Genomic DNA, 25088 nt, shown 5'->3' on the forward strand with positions numbered 1-25088 from the left:
GCCCCCCACAGCAGGCCGCCGCGGCCGCCGGCCCCGCCGGCCGCGCCGTTGCCCGTGGGGGTAGCCGCAGCGCCACCGGCGCCGCCGGCCCCGCCGGTGCCGAACAGCCCCGCGGGCCCGCCCTGACCGCCGGGCTGGCCGGGAGCGCCGGACCCGCCGGCGCCGCCATTGCCGATCAGGATTCCGCCGGCCTGGCCGGCAGCCCCGCTACCGGGTGCCGCGTTGGCGCCGTTGCCGATCAGCGGGCGGCCCGCGATCAACTCGGTGGGCGTGTTGATCACGTTGAGCAGCTGCTGCAGCGGCGACGCGTTGGCCGCCTCGGTGGCGGCGTAGGACGCCCCGCCCGCGTTCAGCGTCGTCACGAACTGCGAATGGAAGGCCTCCACCTGCGCGATGATTGCTTGGTACTCGCGGGCGTGCGAGGAAAACAGCGCGGCGACGCCGGCGGACACCTCATCGGCGGCCGCGGGCACCAGGCCGGTCGTCGGAGCCGCGGCGTTTGCGGCGGCCGTGCTGATTGTCGACCCAATAGTTGCCAAATTCGAAGCCGCCGCCGAAACCGTTTCAGGTACCGCGAACACAAATGACATCCGTCGCCTCCCAGCGGGTCAAACCAGCCGCCGATGATGACCGAGCTGCGGTCATCATCAATAGCGAATAGGCAGCGAATCATATCGCGATACGCGCACGTGTAAATAGCTGACAAATGAAATTGTTATCTACCGCCGCGTGACTTATTCGGGCTCCAGCCACAACGCCGAGGTCGGCGGCAGCACCAGCACCGCGGACGCCGGGCGGCCGTGCCACGGGTCCTCGGTGGCGTCGACGCCGCCCATGTTGCCGATTCCGGAGCCGTTGTAGGCCGTCGCGTCGGTGTTAAGCACCTCGCGCCAGCGCCCGGCAGACGGTAGGCCCAGCCGGTAGCCGCTGTGCTCGGCCCCCGCGAAATTGAACACGCAGGCCATTACCGAACCGTCACTGCCGTAACGCAGAAAACTCAGCACGTTGTTGGCCGAGTCGTTGGCGTCGATCCAGGAATAGCCCTCGGGAATGGTGTCTTGACTCCACAGCGCCGGGCGGCTGCGATAGATGGCGTTGATATCGCGTACCAGGCGCAAAATGCCATTGGAAAAGCCTTGCTCGTCGAGCTGCCACCAATCCAAGCCGTTTTGCTCCGACCATTCGGCCCGCTGGCCGAATTCCTGGCCCATGAAAAGGAGCTGCTTGCCCGGGTGGGCCCATTGATACGCGAGCAAACTGCGCAGGCCGGCGGCCTTGACGTGGTTGTTGCCCGGCATCCGGCCCCACAGCGTGCCCTTGCCGTGCACCACCTCGTCGTGGCTGATCGGCAGCACGTAGTTCTCGCTGAATGCATACAGCATCGAGAACGTCATCTCGTGGTGGTGGTAGCTGCGGTAGATCGGGTCACGGCTGATGTAGTCCAGCGTGTCGTGCATCCAGCCCATGTTCCACTTCATCGAAAATCCAAGGCCGCCAAGGTTTGTCGGCCGCGTCACGCCGGGCCACGACGTCGACTCCTCGGCCACGGTGACGATGCCCGGTGCCGCCTTGTGCGCGGTCGCGTTCATCTCCTGCAGGAACTGGACCGCCTCCAAATTTTCCCGTCCACCGTAGGCGTTCGGCGTCCAGCCGCCCTCGGGACGCGAGTAGTCCAAATACAGCATCGACGCGACCGCGTCGACCCGCAGCCCGTCGATGTGGTACTCTTCTAGCCAGTACAGCGCGTTGGCCACCAAAAAGTTGCGCACCTCCGGGCGGCCGAAGTCGAAAACGTAAGTGCCCCAGTCGAGTTGCTCGCCGCGCTTGGGGTCGGAGTGCTCGTAGAGCGGGGTGCCGTCGAACCGCCCCAGCGCCCAGGCGTCCTTCGGGAAGTGGGCTGGCACCCAGTCGACGATGACGCCGATGCCAGCCTGGTGCAGGGCGTCGACCAGGGCCCGGAAATCGTCGGGCGTGCCGAATCGTGACGTGGGCGCGTAGTAGGACGTGACCTGGTAGCCCCACGACCCGGCGAACGGGTGCTCGGCGACCGGCAGCAGCTCGACATGGGTAAACCCGTGCTCGACGACGTAGGCCGTCAGCTGGTGGGCGAGGTCGCGATAGCTCAGCCCGGGCCGCCACGAGCCCAGGTGGACTTCGTAGGTGCTCATCGGCTCGAACACCGGGTTGCGCTGCGCGCGCTGCGCCATCCAGTCGGCGTCGTGCCAGGTGTACTCGCTGAGCGTCACCCGTGAGGCGGTGTGCGGCGGCACCTCGGTGGCGAAGGCGAAGGGGTCGGCCCGCTCGGTGACGGCGCCGTCGGCCCCGTGCACGCGGAACTTGTAGAGCCCACCCATCGGGAAGCCGGGCCAGAACAGCTCCCAGACCCCCGACGAACCGAGCACCCGCATCGGGGCGTCGCTGCCGGTCCAGCCGTTGAACTCGCCGATCAGGCTGACGCCCTTCGCGTTGGGCGCCCACACCGCGAACGACACCCCGGTGACGACACCGTCGGCGGTGGTGAACGAGCGCGGGTGCGCCCCAAGGACGTCCCAGAGCCGCTCGTGGCGGCCCTCGTTGAACAGATGCAGGTCCATCTCGCCGAGGGTGGGCAGGAAGCGGTAGGCGTCGGCGACGACGTAGGGGTCGGCGCCCTCGTAGGTGATCTCGAGTCGGTAGTCGATCAGGTTCACGAACGGCAGCGCCACGGCGAACAGCCCCGCTTCGATGTGCTGCAATTCGAACCGGTCGTCGCCGACCAGGGCGACCACTCGGCGCGCGTGCGGGCGGTACGCCCGGACCACGGTGTGGTCGTCGTACTCGTGGGCGCCGAGGACGCCGTGCGGGTTGTGATGCGCACCGGCCACCAGGCGCGCCAGGTCCGACGGGTCGGGTGCCAGGTGCGGACTGGCGAGTTGTTCGGTTCGACTCATGCGCGTCACCTCCTGCGCAGCAATGTCATTCGGGATTCCTGCGGCACCAGGGGCATGTTGATGATGTGGGCGACCGCCCGCCCGGGATCCAATCGCACGTAATTGGCCGCCCCCCACTGGTATTCCTGGCCGGTGATCTCGTCGCGCACCCAGAACCGCTCATAGGGCTCCATACCCAATGCCGCCATGTCTAACCACAGCGTCGCTTCCTCGGGGCCGAACGCGTTAAGCGTCACCACCACCAGGACGCAGTCGCCGGTGGCCGGATCGAACTTGCTGTAGGCCAGCAGCGCGTCGTTGTCCACGCTGTGGAAGTGGAGGGTGCGCAGCTGCTGCAGCGCGGGATGCACGCGGCGAATCATGTTGAGCTGCTTGATGAATGGCTCCAGCGATCTACCGGCGGCGAGAGCGCCCGCAAAGTCGCGCGGACGCAACTCGTATTTCTCCGAATCCAGGTACTCCTCGCTGCCCTCGCGCACTGCGCGGTGCTCGAACAGCTCGTAGCCCGAGTACACGCCCCAGGCCGGACCCATGGTCGCCGCCAGCACCGCGCGGATGGCGAACATGCCCGGGCCGTTGTGCTGCAGCACCGCGTGCAGGATGTCGGGGGTGTTGACGAACAGGTTCGGCCGGCGGAAGTCGGCCAGCGCGGCGATGTCGTTGCCGAACTCGGTGAGCTCCCACTTGGCGGTGCGCCAGGTGAAGTACGTGTAGGACTGCGTAAAACCCAGTTTGGCCAGGCCGTACTGGCGGGCCGGCGGCGTGAAGGCCTCGGACAGGAACAGCACGTCGGGATCTCGGTCCTTGACCTGAGCGATCAGCCAGGCCCAGAAGTCGGGTGGCTTGGTGTGGGGGTTGTCGACGCGGAAGAACTTGACGCCGTGGTCGACCCAGTGCAAGACGACGCGCAGCACCTCGTCGTAAAGGCCCGCCGGGTCGTTGTCGAAGTTGAGCGGATAGATGTCCTGGTATTTCTTCGGCGGGTTCTCCGCGTAGGCGATGGTGCCGTCCGGCAACTCGGTGAACCACTGCCGGTGTTCGCGGGCCCAGGGGTGATCGGGCGCGCACTGCAGCGCCAAGTCCAGGGCTACCTCCATGCCGAGATCGCGGGCGGCGGCGACGAAGTCGTCGAAGTCGTCGATCGTGCCGAGCTGCGGGTGAACGGCGTCGTGGCCGCCCTCGTCGCTGCCGATCGCCCACGGCGACCCCACATCGCCGGGCGCGGCGGTGGGGGAGTTGTTGCGGCCCTTGCGGTGCACCTTGCCGATCGGGTGGATCGGCGGCAGGTAGACGACGTCGAACCCCATGTCGGCGATCCGCGGAAGCTGGGCGGCCGCGGTGGCGAACGTGCCGTGCACGGGCCTGCCGTCGGCGTCCCACCCGCCGGTGGACCGCGGGAACATCTCGTACCACGAGCCGAACCGGGCCAGCGGCCGATCGACCCACACACCGTACTGTTCGCCTCGCGTCACCAGATCGCGCAACGGGAAAGCCGCCAACAGCTCTTCGATCTCGGCCGACAGCGCCAGCGCGGTGCGCGTCACCGGATCCCCGGGGGTGCGCAGCGCCTTGGCGGCGCTGATCAGCGGATCGCGGCGGGCCCGCGGCACCCCGGTCGCCGCCCGCTCGAACAACGCGGCCCCGACCAGCAGGTCGTTGGACAGTTCCGTCTCGCCCTGGCCGGCCTCCAGCTTGGCGACCAGCCCGTGCCGCCAGGTGCGGATGGGGTCGCCCCACCCGTCGACGCGGAAGGTCCACAGCCCTACCCGATCCGGGGTGAACTGGCCGTGGAACACGTAGGGCTCGAGGCCCTCGGTCATGGGAAGCAGCAACGGCTTGACCCGTTGCTCGGCGGCCTTGCCGTCCAGCGTGGCCGCGGGCCGCTCCGGTGCCTGGACCGCCTTGATGCGCCGCGTTTCGGCAACCTGTGGGTAGCGGGGCCCGAGGTAGCGCACGACCAGGGTCGCCGCGACCGCCTCGTGGCCCTCGCGCCATACCGCGGCGCTGACCGGGACGATCTCACCGACCACGGCCTTGGCTGGGTAGGCGCCACACGACACGACGGGCGCGACGTTATCGATCTCGACACGACCGGGCACAACCACTCCGTTCGATCTCTCCGGTTCCTCCTCGCCCCGCCACGCGGGCCGCATCGTCACCGTCGGCGTTCGATCTTTCCGGTTCCTCCTCGCCCCGCCGCGCGGGCCGCATCGTCACCGGGATGTCCGATTGTGGGCGGTCACCGCGGTGCTTCGTCGCGGAATGCTCGCGTCTAGAAACTTCCTGTCGTGGGGACTTCGTGGGAGTTGAGGAAGCACCGTTGCGGCCCCAATAACTACCCGATACCCACCCTAGTGTTCGGTCACACTCGTCGGGCGGTCGTCCTGCGGGCCTCGCGATGCTCAGTAAGGTAGTGACGTGTGAAAGCCCTTCGCCGCTTTACCGTCCGCGCTCATCTGCCCGAGCGTCTGGCCGCGCTGGATCACTTGTCGATGAACCTGAGGTGGTCGTGGGATAGGCCGACACAGGCCCTGTTCGAGACCATCGATCCCGCGCTGTGGGCGCGGTGCGGCTGCGACCCGGTCGCGTTGCTCGGGGCGGTGAACCCGGCGCGGCTCGACGAGCTGGCGCTCGACGAAGGCTTCCTGGGCCGGCTCGACGCCCTGGCGGCCGACCTGGACGATTACCTGAGCCGTCCGCTGTGGTACCAGCAGCGCCAGCACCACGACGCCACGATGCCGGCCGCGATCGCGTACTTCTCGATGGAGTTCGGCGTCGCCGAGGTGCTGCCCAACTACTCCGGCGGGCTGGGGATTCTGGCCGGTGACCACCTGAAGTCGGCGTCCGATCTGGGGGTCCCGCTGATCGCGGTCGGCCTGTACTACCGTTCCGGCTACTTCCGGCAGTCGCTGACCGCCGACGGCTGGCAGAACGAGACCTACCCTTCGCTCGACCCGCAGGGGCTGCCGCTGCGGTTGCTGACCGACGCCACGGGTGATCCCGCGCTGGTGGAGCTCACGCTCCCCGATTCCGCGCAACTTCGGGCGCGGATCTGGGTCGCGCAGGTGGGTCGCGTCCCGCTGTTGCTGCTGGACTCCGACGTCCCGGAGAACGAACACGAACTGCGCAGCGTCACCGACCGCCTCTACGGCGGCGACCAGGAGCACCGGATGCGCCAGGAGATCCTGGCCGGCATCGGCGGGGTGCGCGCGATCCGCGCGTTCACGGCCATCGAAGGGCTGCCCGCACCCGAGGTGTTCCACATGAACGAGGGGCACGCCGGCTTTCTGGGGGCGGAACGCATCCGCGAGCTGATGACTGATTCGGGATTGGACTTCGAGACGGCGCTGACGGTGGTGCGCTCCAGCACCGTGTTCACCACGCACACCCCGGTGCCCGCCGGCATCGACCGGTTCCCCCTCGACATGGTGCGGCTGTACTTCGACGACCACCTCGACGGCACGCCCGACGAGACCGATGCGCCCGCGCTGCTGCCCGGCGTGCCGACCGCTCGGATCCTCGCCCTGGGCGCCGAGGACGATCCGACCAAGTTCAACATGGCGCACATGGGCCTGCGGCTGGCCCAGCGCGCCAACGGCGTCTCGCTGCTGCACGGCCGGGTGAGCCGGGCCATGTTCAACGAGCTGTGGCCGGGGTTCGACCCGGGCGAGGTGCCGATCGGGTCGATCACCAACGGCGTGCACGCGCGCACCTGGGCGGCCCCGCAGTGGCTGCAGCTGGGCCGCGAGCTGGCGGGCTCGGATTCGTTCGGCGACCCGGGCGTGTGGCTGCGCCTGCAGCAGGTCGACGCGGGCCACTTGTGGTGGATCCGCTCGCAGCTGCGTTCGCAGCTCGTGGAGGACGTCCGGCGGAGGTTGCGCAGCTCCTGGCTGGAGCGGGGTGCCTCGGACGCCGAATTGGGTTGGATAGCAACGGCTTTCGATCCGAACGTGCTAACCGTCGGGTTCGCGCGGCGGGTGCCGACCTACAAGCGGCTGACGCTGATGCTGCGCGATCCCGAGCGGCTGGAGCGGCTGCTGCTCAACGAGGAACGGCCGATTCAGCTGATCGTCGCGGGCAAGTCGCACCCGGCCGACGACGGCGGCAAGGCGCTGATCCAGCAGGTGGTGCGGTTCGCCGACCGCCCCGAGGTGCGCCACCGTATCGCGTTTTTGCCCGACTACGACATGTCGATGGCCCGGCTGCTGTATTGGGGCTGCGACGTGTGGCTGAACAACCCGCTGCGCCCCCTGGAGGCCTGCGGCACCTCGGGGATGAAGAGCGCGCTCAACGGCGGGCTGAACCTGTCCATCCGCGACGGCTGGTGGGACGAGTGCTACGACGGCGAAAACGGTTGGGAGATACCGTCTGCCGACGGCGTCGCCGACGAGTCACGTCGCGACGACCTGGAATCCGCGGGGCTCTACAACCTTTTGGAGCAGGCCGTGGCGCCGAAGTTCTACGAGCGCGACGAGCAGGGCGTGCCGCCCCGGTGGATCGAAATGGTCCGCCATACCTTGCAAACCCTCGGCCCGAAGGTGCTGGCCTCGCGCATGGTGCGCGACTACGTCGAGCAGTACTACACCCCGGCGGCACGGTCGCTGCGCAAGACCGTCGCGCCGGGCGACGAACACGACGGGGAGTTCGGCGCCGCGCGGGAGCTGGCGGCCTACCGCGCGCGGGTCCGCGAGGCGTGGCCCAAGATCACCATCACCGACGTCGACAGCACCGGTCTGCCGGACATCCCGGTGCTCGGCTCGAAGTTGACCCTGACCGCGACCGTGCACCTGGCCGGCCTGCGGCCCGACGAGGTCACGGTGCAGGCGGTGGTGGGCCGGGTCGACGCCAGCGACGCCCTGCTGAACCCGGTGACCGTGGAGATGTCGTACACCGGCACCGCCGAGGCCGGCAACCAGGTCTTCTCCACCACCACGTCGCTGCCGCTGGCCGGCGCGGTCGGCTACACCGTGCGCGTGCTGCCGCACCACCCGCTGCTGGACGCCAGCAACGAACTCGGCCTGGTCACGTTGGCTCGCTAACAGCCGCGCTAGAGGTGCGCAGGCGCCGTAGCGCCGCGCGGACCTGTGCCGGGTCGGTGGTCTGCCAGAACGGCGGCAGCGAGGCGCACAGGTAGCCGCCGTAGCTCGCGGTCACCATTCGGGAGTCGAGCACCGCGACCACGCCGCGGTCGCTGACGCGGCGCAGCAGCCGGCCCGACCCCTGCGCCAGCAGCAGCGCGGCATGGGTGGCGGCGACGGCCATGAAGCCGTTGCCGCCGCGCGCGGCCACCGCGCGCTGCCGCGCGCCCAGCAGCGGGTCGTCCGGGCGCGGAAACGGGATCCGGTCGATCAGCACCAGCGACAGCGACGGCCCGGGCACGTCGACGCCCTGCCACAGCGACAGCGTGCCGAACAGCGAGGTCTCGGGGTCGGCGCTGAACTGCTCGACCAGCGCGGAGGTGCTGTCGTCGCCCTGGCACAGCACCGGCGTCGATAGCCGCTCGCGCATAACCTCGGCGGCGGCGCGGGCGGCCCGCATCGACGAGAACAGCCCCAGGGTGCGCCCGCCGGCGGCGGCGACGAGCTCGGCGATCTCGGTCAGCTGCTCGGCCGAGCCGGTGCCGTCGCGGCCCGGGGGCGGCAGATGGGCCGCCACGTACAGGATCCCGGCCTTGGCGTGCTCGAACGGCGACCCGACGTCCAGGCCCCGCCACTTCGCCGGCTCGTCCCCGCCGGTCAGGCCCCAGGCGCCGGCCATCGCGTCGAAGGACCCGCCGAGCGCCAGCGTCGCCGATGTGAGCACCGCGGTCGACCGCGCGAACACCTCGTTGCGCAGCAAGCCGGCGACCGACAGCGGCGCCACTCGCAGCACGGGCCGCGGCGTGCCCCGGTTGTCCTCCTGATCGAGCCAAACGACGTCGGTGCGGTCCGGGATTGGCGGGCCGAACGACGTCAGGATCCGCGACGCGGTGTCGGAGATTTCGCTCAGTGCCGCAACGGCTTCGGCGCGCGCCGACGCCGCCTTCGCGTCAGCTGTGGTGTCGATCGCCGAGCGCGCCGCGGTCGCGACGTCGCGCAGCGCGGTCAGGTACGTCGCCATCTCGTCGTCGAGGCGATCGATGCGGCCCGGCCTGGCGTTGTGCAGCGCGGCGGCCAGGTTGGCCGCCGTGGCCTCCAGCCGCTGGGTCAGTTCGGGGTCCACCAAGCGGGTGATCCGCCGGGACGCGACGCCCAGGGTCGCCGGCGTCAGCTCCGCGGTGGCCACCGACGTCACGCGGTCGACCAGCTCGTGCGCCTCGTCGACCACCAGCAGGGAGTGCTCGGGCAGCACCCCCGATTCGGAGACGGCATCGATGGCCAGCAGCGCGTGGTTGGTGACGACGATGTCGGCGTCGCCGGCCCGCCCGCGTGCCCGCTCGGAGAAGCACTCGGTGCCGAACGGGCAGCGGGCCAGCCCGAGGCATTCGCGCGCCGAAACGCTCACCTGGGACCAGGACCGGTCCGGGACCCCGGGCTTGAGGTCGTCGCGGTCACCGGTGCCCGTCGTCGACGCCCAGGCGGTGAGCCGCTGCACGTCGCGGCCCAGCGCGGTCGCGGCGACGGCATCGAACAGCTCTTCCTGCGGGCGTTGTTCGTCCGCGTCCGGCTCGTCGGCCCCACCGTTATGAATCTTGTTCAGGCACAGGTAGTTTCGGCGGCCCTTCAGCAGCGCGAACCGCGGCCTTCGGGGCAGGGCGTCGGCGAGCGAATCGGCCAGCCGCGGCAGGTCGCGGTCGACGAGCTGACGCTGCAGCGCGATCGTCGCCGTCGACACCACGACCGTGGCGTCGTCGCCGACGGCGCGCGCGATCGCGGGCACCAGGTAGGCCAGCGACTTGCCGGTGCCGGTGCCGGCCTGCACGACCAGGTGCTCACCGGTTTCGAAGGCCCGCTCGACCGCCTGGGCCATCTCCACCTGGCCGCGCCGCTCGCTGCCGCCCAGCGCGGCCACCGCGACGGCGAGCAATTCGGGCACGGACCTGCTCACGTCGGGACCAAGCTAACTCGGTACGGGCTGGATCTGCGTCGTCGGGATCGCCGGGTCGCCGCGCGACAGGTGCAACCCCTCCCACGGCAGGCTGCGCAGGCCGGACGCCACCAGCTCGCGCGCCGCCTTGAGGTCCGGGGGCGACACCACCTCGCCCGAGCGGACCAGCGGCGTCGTCAGCACCCGGCACGGGTCGGTAATCTCCGGCGGCCGGCCGGCGGGGTGTATCACCTCTTCGGTGATGGTCCCGGTGGGGCGCGACAGCCGCAGCGCCTCCTTGCGGCCCCCGGTGGATTGCTTGTGGCTGCTGCGCTTTTGCACCGGCATGCCGTCGACCTCGACCAGCTTGTAGACCATGCTCGCGGTCGGCGCGCCGGAACCGGTCACCAACGAGGTGCCGACGCCGTAGCTGTCGACGGGCTCGGCGCGCAGCGCGGCGATGCTGAACTCGTCGAGATCGCCGGAAACCACGATCCTGGTTTGCGTGGCGCCCAGCCCGTCGAGCTGCTCGCGGACCTGGCGGGCCAGCACGCCCAGCTCGCCGGAGTCGATGCGCACCGCACCGAGCTTGTCGCCCGCCGCGGCCACGGCGTTGGCCACGCCGGTCGTGACGTCGTAGGTGTCCACCAGCAGCGTGGTGTCGGCGCCCAGCGCGTCGACCTGGGCCCGAAACGCCGCCAGCTCGTCGGGCCCGTCCTCGCGGGTGTGCAGCATCGTGAACGCGTGCGCCGAGGTGCCCTCGGCGGGAATGCCGTAGCGGCGCTGGGCCTCCAGGTTGGAGGTCGCGGCGAAGCCGGCGACATACGCGGCGCGCGCGGCCGCGACCGCCGCGCGTTCGTGGGTTCGCCGCGACCCCATCTCGATCAGCGGGCGCCCGTCGGCGGCGCTGACCATGCGCGCCGCCGCGGACGCGATCGCGGAGTCGTGGTTGAAGATCGACAGCGCCAGCGTTTCGAGCACCACGCATTCGGCGAAGCTGCCCGTCACCGACAGCACCGGCGAATTCGGGAAATACAGCTCCCCTTCGGCGTAGCCGTCGATGTCGCCGCCGAACCGGAAACCGCGCAGGTACGCCACCGTGTCCGAGTCGAGGAACTGCGCAAGCAGCTCGCACGCGGCGTCATCGAAGGTGAACTGCGGCAACGCTTCCAGCAGCCGGCCCGTCCCGGCGACCACGCCGTAGCGGCGGCCTTCGGGCAGCCGGCGGGCGAACAGTTCGAACGTGGTGCGGCGATGGGCGGTCCCGTCGCGCAGCGCCGCGGCCAGCATCGTCAACTCGTATTTGTCGGTTAGCAGCCCCGTCAGGACCGGCTCATTCATGCCGCAACGGTAACGGCTGACGGCGGCGGGCTGCGTCTCGGTATCGTGGGGGCCATGGTTGTTATGTCAGCGCCCACCAAACCGGGCACTACAGGACAACGCGAGTCGGCTCCCGTAGACGCCACGGCGACTCCGTGGGTCACGATCGTGTGGGACGACCCGGTCAACCTGATGAGTTACGTGACCTATGTGTTCCAGAAGTTGTTCGGCTACAGCGAGCCGCACGCCACCAAGCTGATGCTGCAGGTGCACAACGAAGGCAAGGCGGTGGTGTCGGCCGGTAGCCGAGAATCCATGGAAGTCGACGTGTCCAAGCTGCACGCCGCCGGTTTGTGGGCGACGATGCAGCAGGACCGGTGAGTTCCGAGGTCGTCCGGGACTTTCTGTGCGCAAATGGAAGCGCGTCGAGACCGCCAACGGTCCACGTTTTCGGTCCGCCTTGGCGTCCCACGAGGCGGCGCTGCTCAAGAACCTCGTCACCGCGATGATCGGCCTGCTCGACGAGCGTGAATCGTCAGCGCCCGCAGACGAACTCGAGCAGATCACCGGGATCAAAACGGGCAACTCCGAACCGCCCCGAGACCCGACGCTGCGGCGGCTGCTGCCGGACTTCTTCCGGCCGGACGCCGACGACCCGTTGACCGGCGAGAGCCCCGAAAGCCTCAACGCCGCCCTGCGCAGCCTGCACGAGCCGGAGATCATCGACGCCAAACGCGTTGCGGCGCAGCAGCTGTTGGACACCGTCCCGGACAACGGCGGGCGGTTCGAGCTGACCGAGGGCCAGGCGAACGCCTGGATCGCCGCGGTCAACGACATCAGGTTGACGCTGGGGGTGATGCTCGACATCGGGCCGGAAGGGCCGGAGCGCCTGCCGGCCGACCACCCGCTGGCCGTGCACTTCGACGTCTACCAGTGGCTGACCGTGCTGCAGGAATACCTCGTCCTGGTGCTGATGGGGTCCCGATGACCCCGACGGCGGCGGTGCGATGAACTCCATCACCGACGTCGGCGGTATCCGGGTCGGCCACCATCACCTCCTCGACCCCGACGCGTCGCTGGGCGCCGGGTGGGCCCGCGGGGTGACGGTGGTGCTCGCCCCGCCGGGGACGGTCGGCGGCGTCGATTGCCGCGGCGGCGCCCCCGCGACGCGGGAAACCGACGCGCTGGACCCCGTCAACACCGTGCGGTTCGTCGACGCGGTGCTGCTCGCGGGCGGCAGCGCCTACGGGCTGGCCGCCGCCGACGGCGTCATGCGCTGGCTGGAGGAACGCGACCGCGGCGTGGCGATGGAGGGCGGCGTGGTGCCGATCGTGCCGGCGGCGGCCATCTTCGACCTGCCGGTCGGCGGCTGGGACCGGCGCCCGACGGCCGAGTTCGGCTACGCGGCGTGCGAGGCGGCCGCCGGTGCCGTGTCCGTCGGGACGGTGGGTGCCGGGGTCGGGGCGCGGGCCGGGGTGCTCAAGGGCGGCGTCGGGACGGCGTCGACGACGCTGCCGTCCGGTGCGACCGTCGGGGCGCTGGTCGCCGTCAACGCCGCCGGCGACGTCGTCGACCGCGCGACCGGCCTGCCGTGGATGGCGGACCTGATCGAAGAATTCGCGCTGAGCGCGCCGCCAGCCGAGCAGATCGAGGCGTTCGCGCAGTTGCCGCCGAAATCGAGGCGGCTGAACACCACGGTCGCGGTGGTGGCCACCGACGCCGCCCTCAGCCCGGCCGGGTGCCGGCGCGTCGCGATCGCCGCCCACGACGGGCTGGCGCGCACCATCCGCCCGGCGCACACCCCGCTGGACGGCGACACGGTGTTCGCGCTGGCCACCGGGGCGGTCGAGGTGCCGCCGCCGGCCGACCCGCCCGCCGCGTTCTCCCCCGAGGCGGCGCTGGTCACCGAGGTGGGCGCGGCCGCCGCCGACTGCCTGGCCCGCGCCGTGCTGGTCGGGGTGCTGGCCGCCGAATCGGTCGCCGGAATACCCACCTACCGCGACATGTTGCCCGGAGCGTTCGGCTCCCGACGGCCCTAAGGGGAGGAAGACGTGCTGGTGATCCGCGCCGACCTGGTCGAGGCGATCGTCGACCACGCGCGCCGCGACCACCCCGACGAGGCCTGCGGCGTCCTAGCCGGCCCGGAAGGCTCGGACCGCCCGGAGCGTCACATCCCGATGCTTAACGCCGAGCGCTCGCCGACGTTCTACCGGTTCGACTCGGGCGAGCAGCTCAAGGTGTGGCGGTCGATGGAGGATTCGGGGGAGGCTCCGATCGTCATCTATCACTCGCACACCGCGACCGAGGCGTATCCGAGCCGGACCGACGTCAACCTCGCCTCCGAGCCCGACGCGCACTACGTGCTGGTGTCCACCCGCGACCCGGACCGCCACGAGCTGCGCAGCTACCGCATCGTCGACGGCGCGGTCAGCGAGGAACCTGTCACCATCGTCGAGGACTACTAGAAAGGCTCACATGAGCGTCACCGTCTCGATCCCGACCATCCTGCGGCCCCACACCGGCGGCGAGAAGCGCGTCTCGGCGAGCGGCGACACGCTGGGCGCGGTGATCAGCGACCTGGAGGCCAACTACTCGGGGATCTCCGAGCGCCTGATCGATAACGGCAAGCTGCATCGCTTCGTCAACATCTACGTCAACGACGAGGACGTGCGGTTCTCCGGCGGCCTGGACACCTCGATCGCCGACGGCGACTCGGTCACCATCCTGCCCGCGGTGGCGGGTGGGTAAGCGGGGCGCATGACGCGCTACGACTCGCTGCTGGCGGCCCTTGGCAACACGCCGCTGGTCGGGCTGCAGCGGCTGTCGCCCCGGTGGGCGGGCGAGCCGCACGTGCGGCTGTGGGCCAAGCTCGAGGACCGCAACCCGACCGGGTCGATCAAGGACCGGCCGGCGCTGCGCATGATCGAACAAGCCGAGGCCGACGGCTTGCTGGCGCCCGGCGCCACCATCCTCGAGCCGACAAGCGGGAACACCGGCATCTCGCTGGCCATGGCCGCCCGGCTGAAGGGCTACCGCCTGGTCTGCGTGATGCCGGAGAACACCTCGGTGGAACGGCGCCAGCTGCTCGAGCTCTACGGCGCGCAGATCATCTTCTCGCCGGCCGCGGGGGGCTCCAACACCGCCGTGGCCACCGCCAAGGAACTCGCCGCGGCCAACCCGTCGTGGGTGATGCTCTACCAGTACGGCAACCCGGCCAACACGGAGTCGCACTACCGCGGCACCGGCCCCGAGCTGCTTGCCGACCTGCCCGAGATCACCCATTTCGTCGCCGGCCTGGGCACCACCGGCACGCTGATGGGCACCGGTCGATTCCTGCGCGAGCGGGTGCCGGGCGTCAAGATCGTGGCCGCCGAGCCGCGCTACGGCGAAGGCGTGTACGCGCTGCGCAACCTCGACGAGGGCTTCGTGCCCGAGCTCTACGACCCCGACGTGCTGACCACCCGGTACTCCGTCGGGGCGGCCGACGCGGTGCGCCGCACCCGCGAGCTGGTGGACTCGGAGGGCATCTTCGCCGGCATCTCGACCGGTGCCGTGCTGCACGCCGCGCTGGCAATCGGTGCCAACGCGCTGACGGCCGGGGAGCGCGCCGACATCGCCTTCGTCGTCGCCGACGCCGGCTGGAAGTACCTCTCGACCGGCGCCTATGGCGGTAGCCTGGACGACGCCGAAAACGCTCTAGAAGGGCAGCTATGGGCATGACGCGCGGACATCCGAGGGCGCCCGCGAGACAGACGAAGAACCGACCGCACTGGATGGTCGGCGGGGCCACGATCCTCACCTTCGTGGCTTTGCTGTACCTCATCGAGCTAATCGATCAGCTGATGGGCCATTCGCTGGACCGCAACGGCATCCGGCCGCTGGAGGCCGACGGCCTGTGGGGGATCATCTGGGCGCCCTTCCTGCACGCGAGCTGGACGCACCTGCTGGCCAACACCGTCCCGGCGTTGGTGCTGGGTTTCCTGATGACGCTGGCCGGGATGTCGCGGTTCGTCTGGGCGACGGCGATCGTGTGGATCGTGGGCGGCTTCGGCACCTGGCTGATCGGCAACTGGGGCGGCTGCCGCTTCGAGTCCGACCACATCGGGGCGTCGGGCCTGATCTTCGGCTGGCTGACGTTTCTGCTGGTGTTCGGCATCTTCGTGCGCCGGTTCTGGGACATCGTCACCGGCCTGGTGGTGTTGTTCGCCTACGGCGGCATCCTGGTCAGCGCCGTCCCGGTGCTCGACAAGTGCGGCGGTGTCTCCTGGCAGGGCCACCTGTGCGGCGCGCTCGCCGGCGTGCTGGCCGCCTACGTCCTGTCCGGTCCCGAGCGCAAGGCCCGCGCCCCGAGGAGGACCGGCGCGCGGCGCACCAGGACATGAGCTCGCCATTGGCTCCCGTCGGGGTCTTCGACTCCGGCGTCGGGGGGCTGACCGTCGCGCGGGCGATCATCGACCAGCTGCCCGACGAGGACATCGTCTACGTCGGTGACACCGCCAACGGCCCCTACGGTCCGTTGCGCATCCCCGAGGTCCGCGCGCACGCGCTGGCCATCGGCGACGATTTGGTCGACCGCGGCGTCAAGGCGCTGGTGATCGCCTGCAACACGGCGTCGGCGGCGTGCCTGCGCGACGCCCGCGAACGCTACGACGTTCCCGTCGTCGAGGTGATCCTGCCGGCGGTGCGCCGGGCGGTCGCCACCACCCGCAACGGGCGCATCGGCGTCATCGGCACCAAGGCGACGATCGCCTCGCACGCCTACCAGGACGCGTTCGCCGCCGCCCGCGACACCGAGGTCACCGCGGTGGCGTGCCCGCGTTTCGTCGACTTCGTCGAGCGCGGCGTGACGAGCGGGCGGCAGGTGCTCGGGCTGGCGGAGGGCTACCTGGAGCCGCTGCAGCGTGCGCAGGTCGACACCCTGGTGCTCGGTTGCACGCACTATCCGCTGCTGTCGGGGCTGATCCAGCTGGCGATGGGCGACAACGTCACGCTGGTGTCCAGCGCCGAGGAAACCGCCAAGGAATTGGTCCGGGTGCTGACCGAGGAGGACCTGCTGCGTCCCCATGAGGCGCCGCCGGCCACCCGCGTGTTCGAGGCGACCGGGGACCCCGAAGCGTTCACCAAACTCGCGGCGCGTTTCCTGGGGCCCGCGGTGACGGGTGTGCAGCCCGTCCACCGCTCCGGCGTGCGTTAGCCCGGAGAGATTCGTCACACCAAAGCGGCGATGTTTTCTCCATCGCGCTGTCGGGCATGGCACAGTGGTGTGCGTGCGAATTACGGTGCTCGGCTGCTCCGGCAGCGTTGTGGGTCCGGATTCGCCTGCATCGGGTTATCTGCTCCGGGCGCCGGATACCCCGCCGTTGGTGCTCGACTTCGGCGGCGGTGTTCTCGGCGCGCTGCAGCGCTACGCCGACCCGGGTTCGGTGAACGTGCTGCTGTCCCATCTGCACGCCGATCACTGCCTGGACATGCCCGGCCTGTTCGTGTGGCGTCGCTACCACCCGAAAAAGCCGGCCGGAAAGCAATTGCTGTACGGGCCGAGCGACACCTGGTCTCGGTTGGGGGCCGCGTCGTCGCCCTACGGCGGCGAAATCGACGACTGCTCGGACATTTTCGACGTCCACCACTGGGTCGACGGCGAGGCGGTGACGTTCGGCCCGCTCAAGGTGGTGCCGCGGGTGGTCGCCCACCCCACCGAGTCCTACGGCTTGCGCATCACCGATTCCAGCGGCGCGTCGTTCGTCTACAGCGGCGACACCGGCATGTGCGATCAACTCGTCGAGCTGGCCCGCGACGCCGACGTCTTTCTGTGTGAGGCCTCTTGGACCCATGCCGCCGACCGGCCGCCGGCCCTGCACATGTCCGGCACCGAGGCGGGCCGGGTCGCCAAACAGGCCGGCGTGCGCGAGTTGTTGCTCACCCACATTCCGCCGTGGACCTCGCGGGAGGACGTCATCAGCGAGGCCAAGGCCGAGTTCGACGGTCCCGTGCACGCGGTGGTGTGCGGCGAAACGTTCGACGTCCGCCGCTAGGAAAGGGTCTGAGCGCTCGCGTTAGGGTTGGCGCGTGTCCAAACGAGAAGACGGCCGCCTCGACGACGAGCTTCGCCCGGTGGTCATCACCCGCGGATTCACCGACCACCCGGCGGGTTCGGTCCTGATCGAATTCGGCCACACCAAGGTCATGTGCACGGCGAGCGTCACCGAGGGGGTTCCCCGCTGGCGCAAGGGATCCGGGCTCGGTTGGCTCACGGCCGAATACGCGATGTTGCCGTCGGCCACCCACACCCGCTCCGACCGCGAATCCGTCAAGGGCCGGCTAAGCGGGCGCACGCAGGAGATCAGCCGGCTGATCGGCCGGTCGCTGCGGGCCTGCATCGACCTAAGGGCGTTGGGGGAGAACACGATTGCCGTCGACTGCGACGTGTTGCAGGCCGACGGCGGTACCCGCACCGCGGCCATCACGGGGGCCTATGTCGCACTCGCCGACGCGGTGACCTACCTGTCGGCGGCGGGCAAGCTTTCCGATCCGCGGCCGCTGTCGTGTGCCATCGCCGCGGTCAGCGTGGGCGTCGTCGACGGCAGGATTCGGGTGGACCTGCCGTATGAAGAAGACGCCCGCGCCGAGGTGGACATGAACGTCGTCGCCACCGACACCGGGACGCTGGTGGAGGTCCAGGGCACCGGCGAGGGCGCGACGTTCCCGCGGTCGACGCTGGACAAATTGCTCGACGTCGCGCTGGCCGCCCTCGATCAGTTGTTCGCCGCCCAGCGCGAGGCGCTGGCGCTGCCGTACCCGGGCGTGTTGCCCGACGGGCCCCCGCCGCCGAAGGCGTTCGGCAGCTGACCGTGCCAGACGGTGATGACCCGTCCCCAGCTCCGCGGGGTCCCCAGCGCCCGGCTTCGCCGGGCTTGCGATCATCACGCCTCTTGGTTGCCAGCCGCAACCCCAAGAAGCTGGCCGAACTGCGCCGGGTGCTCGATGGCGCCGGGCTCTCGGGGCTGACGCTCGTGTCGCTCAACGATGTGCCGCCGTTCTACGAAGCGCCCGAAACCGGCGCGACCTTCGAGGACAACGCGCTGGCCAAGGCGCGCGATGCGTTCGCCGCGACGGGCCTGGCCTCGGTGGCCGACGACTCGGGGCTCGAGGTGGCCGCCCTCAACGGCATGCCCGGCGTGCTGTCGGCGCGTTGGTCGGGTAACCACGGCGACGACGCCGCCAACACCGCGCTGCTGCTGGCGCAGCTGCGCGAGGTTCCCGACTCGCGGCGGCGGGCGGCGTTTGTGTCCGCGTGCGCCCTGGTGTCGGCGGCCGGGGAGGTCGTCGTGCGCGGCTCGTGGCCGGGCAGCATCGCGCGGGAGGCGCGCGGTGACGGCGGGTTCGGCTACGACCCGGTGTTCATTCCGGAAGGCGGCGAGCGCACGGCCGCGGAGCTGAGCCCGGCGGAGAAGGACGCGGTGTCGCACCGGGGCCGCGCGCTGCGGCTGCTGCTTCCGGCGCTGCGGGCGCTTGCCGAGACGGACGCGTAATCGCTTGCGCCGCAGGCCTTCCGGCGACGATCGAGTGTTAAAGCCCGAAGCGCTCCTTGACGTCCTTGGTCTGGAAGTGTTCGACGACGACGCCCAGCAGCGGGATGGTGCCCGACAGCAGCACTCCGATCGTCTTGCCGATCGGCCACCTGACCTTGATCGCGAGATTGAAGGCGGCCAGCACGTAGACGAAATACACCCAGCCGTGCACAATTTCGATCCACCGGATCTCGTGGTGGAAGGCGAGATGCGAGACGATCTCGTAGCACAGGGCGATCAGCCAAAGCCCCGTCGTCCACGCCATGATCCGGTACCCGAGCAAGGCGGTGCGAATCTTGTCTGCGGGGGCTGCGGGCGCGGGCGTGCCGGGCGTCTCGGGTGTGGTCATGCGGTGGTCCTGTTCTCCTTCTCGGCGTCCTTCTTGGCGAGCTCGGCCAGATACGCGTTGTACTCCCGCAGCGCGGGATCGTCGGGCGGGGGGTGCACCGGCTTGGGCCGCTCCGGCAGCAGCCCGGGCGGTATCTCGGTCATCTCCCCGCTCCTGCGTGGTTCGGGCGGGTCCTCTTCGTAGCGCACGTATTTGCGGTACGCGTAGACGCAGAACCAGGCGAACAGGGGCCACTGCAGGGCATAGCCGAGGTTCTGAAAGGTGCCCGAGACGGACTGAAACCTGGTCCACTGCCACCACCCCAGGGCCAGGCAGCCGCAGGCCGCGACGATCACCAAAGCGATCAGCGCGGGCCGGCGACGACGGGCGGTGGACACCACTTGACCGTACCGCTCACGATTGTGGCCCGACGAATTCGTCTCGGGCACGGTAGACGGCCTCGCGGGGCTTGCCGGGCGGTACGATCGGCACGCTGCGGGCGTGGCGAAATCGGTATACGCGCCGGTTTTAGGTGCCGGTGCTCGAAAGAGCGTGAGGGTTCGAGTCCCTCCGCCCGCACCGGTGCGGTACAGGCATTCGCGCTGGTAGACACGGGTTTCCATGTTTGCTAGCTAACTCTCTGGCCGCCCCGTGGCCGCATTTTGGCCACAACTTGCGAGTAACTTTGGCGAGTCACAGTTATCTCCTGTGGCGTACCGGGCGTGCAGTGTGACCGCGACGGCATCGAGGTCGTCGTCGAACAGATCGGCGTAGGTGTCGAGCGTGATCTTGGCCGACTTGTGGCCGAGCATGCGTTGCAGCGCAAGCACGTTCACCCCGGCCGACACCGACAGCGACGCGCACGTATGCCGCAGATCGTGCGGAGTGACCTTCTGGACCTTCGCCCGCTTGACCGCCGCCTGAAACCAGCCCGTCGAAGACTTCGGCCGCTGAAGATAGCCGCCTTCCCGGCCCGCGAAGACCAGGTCGCCGGGCGCCTTTCCCTTGCACTGCCGGGACAACTCGTTCAGCACGAACTCGGGCACCGGCACCGACCGCGCCTGGCGGCCCTTCGTCGGGCCGACGGCATGCCTGACGCCGAGCTGCACGGCGTTCTCCGAAACCGTCAGCCGGCGACGCAAGAACTCCACATCGGATACCCGCAACCCGATCGCCTCGCCCCACCGCAAACCGCAGTAGGCCAACACCAACACCAGCGCCCGATGCTCGCCGGATTCATCGGCCAGCCGGCGCACATCGTCAGCGGACAGGTAGACGTGGCGCCGGGCCGCCTTGCGAGGCAGACCCTCCACGCCCCTGGCCGGGTTGGCCGCCAGCCGCTTGCCCTTCACCGCGGCTGCGAGGATGCCCGCCAACACGCCGTGGGCCCGCAGCACGGTGGTCGCGCCCGCGCCCTTGGCGCCCATCCGTGCAATCCACGACTCGATGCCGAGCGCGTCAACGTCGGCCACACTGACCGAGCCCCACTCAGGCTCCACGTGCACCCGCCACGCGCTTTCCAGCATCCGGTAGTGCGATGGCGCGGTGGCCGGGGGCTTCTTATGCGCGAGCCAGTCGGTTGCCAGTTCGGCGACCGTGACTCGGCCAAGGGACGGCTTGATGTACGTCCCGGTCATCTTGTCGACCTCGACCGTGTTGGCGAACGCCTCGGCGTCCCTTTTCGTCCGAAAGCCACGTTTCGATGTCTCGCCGCGGCCGGGCGTGCGGTAGCGAACGCGGTAAAGCGTTGCACCGCTTGAGGTTTGATACTTGCTAATCGTCGCCATCAGTCGCGTCCCATCCTCGCCCGGCTAGTCTTCATCTCGATCGCGCACAAACTGCCTCACATGCGGCTCGACACCAGACTCGACAAGGGTGATTTCGTCCAATCGCCACGATGGGAGCGCCCGCACAACAAACGCGATGAACGCACCGCGAGCACCGTCACGGGCACTGGCCGTCTTCTCGTCGAGCAACGGGGTCTCTGCCTGTAGCCACCGCCAAAGCCGGCGGCATTCAACACCGCCGTCCACGCCCGTGACCTCCACGATGCGTTCGCCGGTCTCGCTAGCGGGCATCAGCAGTGAAATCGGCGAAACACCCAGGGCCACAGCCAAAGCCATCAGATCGTCAGCGTCGACACGGCGTTCGCCGGATTCGATTCGCCGCAGACCTAACGGCGGGATCTCGCGACCGATGTCAGCCAGGCGCCGACTCAGCTCCGCGTACGGAAGGCCGCGCTCCTCACGAAGGCGTTTCACGTTCTCGGTGAGGCTCCTGCCAGTCGGCCCGAGGTCTGACTTCTTGCCTGCCACCTACGCCACTGTATGGCATCAAAGATGAAGACTCAATAGCTTGATTGATTCGCCCAGCTCATCTATTGACCGCACACACCGCAAATGATAGAGATGTAATTCAAGCGATCATATCGATCGCTGAAGCGATCAAAGATGGAGGGGCAGATGTTAACGCTCGATGAGCTCCCAACACTCATCACCGCACCTGAGCTGGCCGAACTCATGCGAACCACAACGAACAGTCTCGCCCAAGACCGCTACCTCGGCCGCGGTGTGCCTTTCGTAAAGCATGGCCGCACGGTCCTCTACGCCAAGAGCGACGTCTTGGCGTACATCGAGCGGAACCGCTGCCGGCGCACCGACGACCCGAGAGGCGCGGCGTAATGATCGAGAAGAACCGGAATGGTCCACCCGACGTAAACGGCGGCCGGGCCCCGCATCAGGACCCGGCCGTCGAAGTTGAAGGGCCACCACAACCCATACCCAACGACGCCGATTCTAGCCTGCCCACTGCGGCCTCGACGAACGGCCGCCGCGTCTTCGTTCGCCCGGCCACGCCGAAACCTCTGCCGCGGATCTGCCCAACCGACGTCGCGGGGCAACTACGGGCACGGCGGGCAGCTTCGCGGCGCATGCCGCAGCACTGCAATCGTTGCGGCGCGCGAGATCCGATCAGCTGCCGCTGTTGGGAGCCGCAGCCCCCGCTCAGTGAGCACCAGGTCGACGCGTGGCGTGCCGCTATCGAGCGCACGCTGCCGATCGGACCTCCTGTTGTTGATCTTGAGGTGCTTCAGCGTCTCTGGCGCAATGGCGGATCTGATCGCGAGCTCGCCGAACGCGTCTGGACGCAGACAGGCGGCCTCGTTGCCTGATGATCGATCCAGCGGTTGAAGCGCGCGCGAAGGCTGCCGTCGAACGCCAACGCGCGCAAACGGATATCCACGCATTCGAGGCACCGGCGGCGGAACTGTCTGACGATCGTGGCGCCCCCCGCGGCGCCGTCACGCCAGCACCCGCAACAGATCCCGACAATGCCGTTGACGGCGCACGTTTCATCCTCGACCAACCCGTCGGCGTCCCCGCAATCTGGGGCAGAGGCGGTCAAGTCCTGTGGGCCCGTGGCGAAGCGCTGATGATCGCCGGCGGCCAAGGACTCGGGAAAACCACCCTCGCCGGACAGTTGACGGCGGGACTGCTCGGGCTCGGTGACCGTTGCGTGCTTGGCCTACCCGTGACCGACTTAGGTTGCAACATTTTGTATTTGGCGATGGATAGGCCGCGGCAGATCGCGCGCTCATTCCAACGGCAGTTCACCCACGCCGATCGCGACGTACTCAGCGAGCGCCTGACCGTTTGGGAAGGGCCGCCGCCACGCGACCTAGCCGCCAACCCAACCCTGTTGGCGCGAATGTCCAGCTACTACCAAGCGGGAATCGTGATCGTCGACTCACTCAAAGATGCCGCTGTACGGCTGTCGGAAGATGCTGTGGGCGCGCAATGGAACCGCGCCCGGCAGCACCTGCTGGCCCAGGGATGCGAGCTGCTCGAGCTTCACCACTCCACCAAACGCGGCCCCGGTGGCGCTTCCATCACAGGCGTAGCCGACGTGTACGGCAGCACCTGGCTCACTTCAGGGTGCGGAAGCATCATCTTGCTGACCGGCGAACCCGGCGACCCCATCGTTGCGTTTCGGCATGTGAAGCAACCCAGTGACGAAGTCGGGCCATACCAGCTCATCCATGACCAGGTGGCCGGACTTCTGAGCATCGACTTCCAGGTCGATCTGGTCGAACTGGTCAAGGCGACCGGTGTCGACGGACTCACCGCCAAAGATGCCGCCGCCGCCATTACGGGGAAGGACGCGCCGTCGGCCGCCGACGTCGAAAAGGCGCGGCGCCGGCTCAATTCGAAAGTCACCGAGGGCGTTCTCGTCCGCGTGGACGGCACCCGCGGCGGCTACTCCGGTGCGTCTAAAGGCAGCACGCCGACGGCCTGGTTTCTGGCACCGCCGATCAATCACGCTTCATTCACGGCTAAGGGTAAAACCGCAGGTCAGATCATTCACGCGCCGTCCGAGACTGAAATCAATCACGAATCAAACACGTCATTCACGCCTGAGGGTAAAACCGCAGGTCAGATCATTCACGCTTCCAGTCACGTCAATCACGGCGCAGGTAATCACGAAACCCACCACCCCTTTAGGGGTGGGGTTTCGGATACCAGGAACGCGGCCTGCGCGAAGCAGGAGACCAAGCCATGAGCAGCGCGCCGTGGGCCGACGCGATCGGCGCGATCCTGGCCGGCGTCCCGAGCCTGCCCGGCGCGCTCTGCCGCCACCGGCACGAAGCCGACGAGGAACGCGCACCGGGCACGCAGGGCACGCAGTTGCAGGTTCGCCCTACGCGCGCGCGCCATCCAGTCATACCCGGCAAACGTGCCCTGCGTGCCCAGCTCTCCGTTATCCAAGCTCAGATGCCCTGGGAAGGCCGCCACGGCAGCGAAAGGACTCAAGCGTGAAGCGTCTGACCGTAACCGCCGTACAGAGACGCCGGCTGCGCGACGGCCGCCAAATGATCGAGATCACGCACTGCCCGTACTGCGGAGCCGATCACTGGGTGATCACCGACCCCCACTGCACGCTGGCCTACGCACCATGCGCCGAGAACCGTCCACTGCTATTCGACGGACTCGGGGAAGTGATCGCATGACGGCACCGTGGGCAGATGCGATAGCGGCGATCTGCCGCGGCGTTCCACGACTGGCCGGCGCCCTATGCCGAGACCTACCCGAACTGTTCGACGCCGCCGACGACGAGACCGCACGCCAGGCCGCCGAGCTCTGCGGCCGCTGCCCAGCCCGTGAACCCTGTGCCGCCTGGGCCTCGACACTCGCCCACAACGAAGCCAGCGGCGTGCTCGCCGGACAACGCCGCGTCTGGGTCAGCCACCCGAGCCTGATCCGCAAGCCAACCACCATCGAAGGACCCACACCATGAGGGTCAACGCCGCGAACGACATCACAGCCGCGGCATTCCCACGCGGCAACAACCGCGTACAGATCCGCATCGGCGTGCACCGCTTCACCGCCACCACCGACGAAGCGCTCGAACTCCTCGAGGCCGTCGACTCCATAAACCGCGAACGAGAGCAGCCCGGCCATGGCTGACAGCGTTCCAACCACCGTAATGCGTTGCAACACAACAACATTCGAGCACAGAGCATACGCGAAAACCGTTGTGCTGCAACACAACACCACCCCGCCAAAAATATCCAGCCACCCCCCCAACCACTCCCGCGACGAACGTCGCGACTTTTACACACACGGCGGATTTGTTTGGCGGGTGCGTCACGAGTTTTTTTCTCCTGCGGGGAAATTTTCGCGGCTAGCAAATTTGTTGTGCGTCAACGGTTTTGGGAGTCTCGATTGGCGCGAATTGCGTTGCGAAATAGGCGATTTCGCGCTATTTGATATGCTGATAGATGCCCGATTTGGGGGGCCGGATTGGGCATGGTAGCTAATTTTGATGGCGCACCGAAGACTGTTCGGGCGCATGAGCGCCTGGCTCGCGGCGGGCGGCCGGTTTCTTCGGCTGATGGGGGAGTGCGCCACCTGTCCGCGGCCGAGGTGCAGGTGACGAGTG

Annotated in this window: 29 protein-coding genes and 1 tRNA gene; 21 read left to right on the plus strand and 9 right to left on the minus strand. The window is 68.8% G+C overall.

Annotated features, from left to right (window positions below; translation table 11 throughout):
• From AWC19_RS05130 to AWC19_RS05140, 3 genes are all read right to left on the minus strand, one after another.
• Positions 1-590 (minus strand): PE family protein (locus AWC19_RS05130; RefSeq protein WP_142281001.1); only part of this gene is annotated, 590 nt, incomplete at its 3' end.
• A 144-nt stretch (positions 591-734) separates the two neighbouring features.
• Positions 735-2930, minus strand: coding sequence for a 1,4-alpha-glucan branching protein GlgB (gene glgB, locus AWC19_RS05135; protein WP_085077000.1), 2196 nt, complete (start codon positions 2928-2930; stop codon positions 735-737).
• A 5-nt stretch (positions 2931-2935) separates the two neighbouring features.
• Positions 2936-5029, minus strand: a complete 2094-nt coding sequence (locus AWC19_RS05140) for an alpha-1,4-glucan--maltose-1-phosphate maltosyltransferase (RefSeq protein ID WP_211284852.1) — start codon at positions 5027-5029, stop codon at positions 2936-2938.
• 321 nt (positions 5030-5350) lie between these two features.
• Between AWC19_RS05140 and glgP the strand changes: the two genes are divergently transcribed.
• Complete coding sequence (gene glgP, locus AWC19_RS05145; RefSeq protein WP_085077002.1) at positions 5351-7969, plus strand: alpha-glucan family phosphorylase; 2619 nt, start codon at positions 5351-5353, stop codon at positions 7967-7969.
• On the opposite strand, the gene AWC19_RS05150 is transcribed toward glgP, so the two are convergent.
• Both AWC19_RS05150 and AWC19_RS05155 read right to left on the minus strand, forming a co-directional pair.
• Positions 7953-9956, minus strand: a complete 2004-nt coding sequence (locus AWC19_RS05150) for an ATP-dependent DNA helicase (RefSeq protein WP_245848752.1) — start codon at positions 9954-9956, stop codon at positions 7953-7955. The genes glgP and AWC19_RS05150 overlap by 17 nt on opposite strands.
• 12 nt (positions 9957-9968) lie before the next feature.
• On the minus strand, positions 9969-11276 hold the full coding sequence (locus AWC19_RS05155; RefSeq protein WP_085077004.1) for a nicotinate phosphoribosyltransferase: 1308 nt from the start codon (positions 11274-11276) through the stop codon (positions 9969-9971).
• A gap of 54 nt (positions 11277-11330) precedes the next feature.
• Here AWC19_RS05155 and clpS point away from each other — a divergent pair, with 54 nt between their 5' ends.
• The 11 genes from clpS (at position 11331) to rdgB (ending at position 18784) form a co-directional block, all read left to right on the plus strand.
• On the plus strand, positions 11331-11636 hold the full coding sequence (clpS, locus tag AWC19_RS05160) for an ATP-dependent Clp protease adapter ClpS (RefSeq protein WP_085077005.1): 306 nt from the start codon (positions 11331-11333) through the stop codon (positions 11634-11636).
• Positions 11637-11661: 25 nt separating this feature from the next.
• The gene (aosR, locus tag AWC19_RS05165; RefSeq protein ID WP_085077006.1) at positions 11662-12243 is read left to right on the plus strand and encodes an oxidative stress transcriptional regulator AosR; all 582 of its coding nucleotides are present in this window, start codon (positions 11662-11664) and stop codon (positions 12241-12243) included.
• A gap of 19 nt (positions 12244-12262) precedes the next feature.
• Complete coding sequence (locus tag AWC19_RS05170; RefSeq protein WP_085077007.1) at positions 12263-13294, plus strand: P1 family peptidase; 1032 nt, start codon at positions 12263-12265, stop codon at positions 13292-13294.
• Positions 13295-13306: 12 nt separating this feature from the next.
• Entirely contained in the window at positions 13307-13720 is a 414-nt protein-coding gene (locus AWC19_RS05175; RefSeq protein ID WP_085077008.1) for a M67 family metallopeptidase, read from the plus strand.
• Positions 13721-13730: 10 nt separating this feature from the next.
• Positions 13731-14003 carry a MoaD/ThiS family protein gene (locus tag AWC19_RS05180; protein ID WP_085077009.1) on the plus strand — a complete coding sequence of 91 codons (273 nt, stop codon included), beginning with the start codon at positions 13731-13733 and terminating at the stop codon, positions 14001-14003.
• A 9-nt stretch (positions 14004-14012) separates the two neighbouring features.
• On the plus strand, positions 14013-14975 hold the full coding sequence (locus tag AWC19_RS05185; protein ID WP_085077010.1) for a cysteine synthase: 963 nt from the start codon (positions 14013-14015) through the stop codon (positions 14973-14975).
• On the plus strand, positions 14966-15637 hold the full coding sequence (locus AWC19_RS05190) for a rhomboid family intramembrane serine protease (protein WP_372508608.1): 672 nt from the start codon (positions 14966-14968) through the stop codon (positions 15635-15637). The genes AWC19_RS05185 and AWC19_RS05190 overlap by 10 nt, the downstream gene beginning before the upstream one ends.
• Positions 15634-16449 (plus strand): glutamate racemase, encoded by an 816-nt coding sequence (gene murI / locus AWC19_RS05195; RefSeq protein WP_085077011.1) that lies wholly within the window; start codon positions 15634-15636, stop codon positions 16447-16449. The genes AWC19_RS05190 and murI overlap by 4 nt, the downstream gene beginning before the upstream one ends.
• Before the next feature lie 67 nt (positions 16450-16516).
• A complete protein-coding gene (locus AWC19_RS05200) occupies positions 16517-17287 on the plus strand; it encodes a cyclic nucleotide-degrading phosphodiesterase (RefSeq protein WP_085077065.1) in 771 nt (256 codons plus the stop codon).
• Between the two features lie 34 nt (positions 17288-17321).
• The gene (gene rph, locus AWC19_RS05205) at positions 17322-18101 is read left to right on the plus strand and encodes a ribonuclease PH (RefSeq protein WP_085077012.1); all 780 of its coding nucleotides are present in this window, start codon (positions 17322-17324) and stop codon (positions 18099-18101) included.
• A gap of 65 nt (positions 18102-18166) precedes the next feature.
• Positions 18167-18784, plus strand: a complete 618-nt coding sequence (gene rdgB / locus AWC19_RS05210; RefSeq protein ID WP_085077013.1) for an RdgB/HAM1 family non-canonical purine NTP pyrophosphatase — start codon at positions 18167-18169, stop codon at positions 18782-18784.
• A 37-nt stretch (positions 18785-18821) separates the two neighbouring features.
• Here rdgB and AWC19_RS05215 read toward each other — a convergent pair whose 3' ends face one another.
• Positions 18822-19172: a DUF3817 domain-containing protein gene (locus tag AWC19_RS05215; protein ID WP_085077014.1), complete on the minus strand. Its 351-nt coding sequence runs from the start codon at positions 19170-19172 to the stop codon at positions 18822-18824.
• Positions 19169-19549 (minus strand): hypothetical protein, encoded by a 381-nt coding sequence (locus AWC19_RS05220; protein ID WP_085077066.1) that lies wholly within the window; start codon positions 19547-19549, stop codon positions 19169-19171. Before AWC19_RS05220 ends, AWC19_RS05215 begins: the two co-directional genes overlap by 4 nt.
• 97 nt (positions 19550-19646) lie before the next feature.
• Between AWC19_RS05220 and AWC19_RS05225 the strand changes: the two genes are divergently transcribed.
• Positions 19647-19730: transfer RNA gene (locus AWC19_RS05225), tRNA-Leu, on the plus strand.
• Positions 19731-19783: 53 nt separating this feature from the next.
• On the opposite strand, the gene AWC19_RS05230 is transcribed toward AWC19_RS05225, so the two are convergent.
• A complete protein-coding gene (locus tag AWC19_RS05230) occupies positions 19784-20938 on the minus strand; it encodes a tyrosine-type recombinase/integrase (protein ID WP_085077015.1) in 1155 nt (384 codons plus the stop codon).
• Between the two features lie 24 nt (positions 20939-20962).
• Positions 20963-21466 (minus strand): helix-turn-helix domain-containing protein, encoded by a 504-nt coding sequence (locus tag AWC19_RS05235; protein WP_211284853.1) that lies wholly within the window; start codon positions 21464-21466, stop codon positions 20963-20965.
• A gap of 147 nt (positions 21467-21613) precedes the next feature.
• Here AWC19_RS05235 and AWC19_RS05240 point away from each other — a divergent pair, with 147 nt between their 5' ends.
• Genes AWC19_RS05240 through AWC19_RS28880 form a run of 8 tightly spaced genes read left to right on the plus strand, consistent with a single transcriptional unit; the run spans position 21614 to position 24962 of the window.
• Positions 21614-21832 (plus strand): helix-turn-helix domain-containing protein, encoded by a 219-nt coding sequence (locus tag AWC19_RS05240; protein WP_085077068.1) that lies wholly within the window; start codon positions 21614-21616, stop codon positions 21830-21832.
• Positions 21832-22320 carry a hypothetical protein gene (locus tag AWC19_RS30380; RefSeq protein ID WP_245848754.1) on the plus strand — a complete coding sequence of 163 codons (489 nt, stop codon included), beginning with the start codon at positions 21832-21834 and terminating at the stop codon, positions 22318-22320. The genes AWC19_RS05240 and AWC19_RS30380 overlap by 1 nt, the downstream gene beginning before the upstream one ends.
• Positions 22320-23708, plus strand: coding sequence for an AAA family ATPase (locus tag AWC19_RS05250; protein ID WP_085077017.1), 1389 nt, complete (start codon positions 22320-22322; stop codon positions 23706-23708). The genes AWC19_RS30380 and AWC19_RS05250 overlap by 1 nt, the downstream gene beginning before the upstream one ends.
• Positions 23705-23965: a hypothetical protein gene (locus AWC19_RS28870; protein WP_142281002.1), complete on the plus strand. Its 261-nt coding sequence runs from the start codon at positions 23705-23707 to the stop codon at positions 23963-23965. Before AWC19_RS05250 ends, AWC19_RS28870 begins: the two co-directional genes overlap by 4 nt.
• Positions 23962-24156: a hypothetical protein gene (locus tag AWC19_RS28875; RefSeq protein WP_142281003.1), complete on the plus strand. Its 195-nt coding sequence runs from the start codon at positions 23962-23964 to the stop codon at positions 24154-24156. Before AWC19_RS28870 ends, AWC19_RS28875 begins: the two co-directional genes overlap by 4 nt.
• The gene (locus AWC19_RS05255) at positions 24153-24443 is read left to right on the plus strand and encodes a WhiB family transcriptional regulator (protein WP_142281004.1); all 291 of its coding nucleotides are present in this window, start codon (positions 24153-24155) and stop codon (positions 24441-24443) included. Before AWC19_RS28875 ends, AWC19_RS05255 begins: the two co-directional genes overlap by 4 nt.
• The gene (locus tag AWC19_RS29575; protein WP_158090836.1) at positions 24440-24613 is read left to right on the plus strand and encodes a hypothetical protein; all 174 of its coding nucleotides are present in this window, start codon (positions 24440-24442) and stop codon (positions 24611-24613) included. Before AWC19_RS05255 ends, AWC19_RS29575 begins: the two co-directional genes overlap by 4 nt.
• Positions 24606-24962: a hypothetical protein gene (locus AWC19_RS28880; RefSeq protein ID WP_142281005.1), complete on the plus strand. Its 357-nt coding sequence runs from the start codon at positions 24606-24608 to the stop codon at positions 24960-24962. The genes AWC19_RS29575 and AWC19_RS28880 overlap by 8 nt, the downstream gene beginning before the upstream one ends.
• Positions 24963-25088 lie beyond the last annotated feature (126 nt).

The organism is Mycobacterium palustre (assembly GCF_002101785.1).
Lineage (GTDB): Bacteria > Actinomycetota > Actinomycetes > Mycobacteriales > Mycobacteriaceae > Mycobacterium > Mycobacterium palustre.

Excerpts from the sequence above, each read along its gene's own strand:
- glgB (WP_085077000.1), bottom strand. The coding sequence starts at position 2,930 with ATGAGTCGAACCGAACAACTCGCCAGTCCGCACCTGGCACCCGACCCG.
- AWC19_RS05155 (WP_085077004.1), bottom strand. The coding sequence starts at position 11,276 with ATGAATGAGCCGGTCCTGACGGGGCTGCTAACCGACAAATACGAGTTG.
- clpS (WP_085077005.1), top strand. The coding sequence starts at position 11,331 with ATGGTTGTTATGTCAGCGCCCACCAAACCGGGCACTACAGGACAACGC.
- AWC19_RS05170 (WP_085077007.1), top strand. The coding sequence starts at position 12,263 with ATGAACTCCATCACCGACGTCGGCGGTATCCGGGTCGGCCACCATCAC.
- AWC19_RS05180 (WP_085077009.1), top strand. The coding sequence starts at position 13,731 with ATGAGCGTCACCGTCTCGATCCCGACCATCCTGCGGCCCCACACCGGC.
- AWC19_RS05185 (WP_085077010.1), top strand. The coding sequence starts at position 14,013 with ATGACGCGCTACGACTCGCTGCTGGCGGCCCTTGGCAACACGCCGCTG.
- AWC19_RS05190 (WP_372508608.1), top strand. The coding sequence starts at position 14,966 with ATGGGCATGACGCGCGGACATCCGAGGGCGCCCGCGAGACAGACGAAG.
- murI (WP_085077011.1), top strand. The coding sequence starts at position 15,634 with ATGAGCTCGCCATTGGCTCCCGTCGGGGTCTTCGACTCCGGCGTCGGG.
- AWC19_RS05215 (WP_085077014.1), bottom strand. The coding sequence starts at position 19,172 with ATGACCACACCCGAGACGCCCGGCACGCCCGCGCCCGCAGCCCCCGCA.
- AWC19_RS05230 (WP_085077015.1), bottom strand. The coding sequence starts at position 20,938 with ATGGCGACGATTAGCAAGTATCAAACCTCAAGCGGTGCAACGCTTTAC.
- AWC19_RS05240 (WP_085077068.1), top strand. The coding sequence starts at position 21,614 with ATGTTAACGCTCGATGAGCTCCCAACACTCATCACCGCACCTGAGCTG.
- AWC19_RS30380 (WP_245848754.1), top strand. The coding sequence starts at position 21,832 with ATGATCGAGAAGAACCGGAATGGTCCACCCGACGTAAACGGCGGCCGG.
- AWC19_RS05250 (WP_085077017.1), top strand. The coding sequence starts at position 22,320 with ATGATCGATCCAGCGGTTGAAGCGCGCGCGAAGGCTGCCGTCGAACGC.
- AWC19_RS28870 (WP_142281002.1), top strand. The coding sequence starts at position 23,705 with ATGAGCAGCGCGCCGTGGGCCGACGCGATCGGCGCGATCCTGGCCGGC.
- AWC19_RS05255 (WP_142281004.1), top strand. The coding sequence starts at position 24,153 with ATGACGGCACCGTGGGCAGATGCGATAGCGGCGATCTGCCGCGGCGTT.
- AWC19_RS29575 (WP_158090836.1), top strand. The coding sequence starts at position 24,440 with ATGAGGGTCAACGCCGCGAACGACATCACAGCCGCGGCATTCCCACGC.
- AWC19_RS28880 (WP_142281005.1), top strand. The coding sequence starts at position 24,606 with ATGGCTGACAGCGTTCCAACCACCGTAATGCGTTGCAACACAACAACA.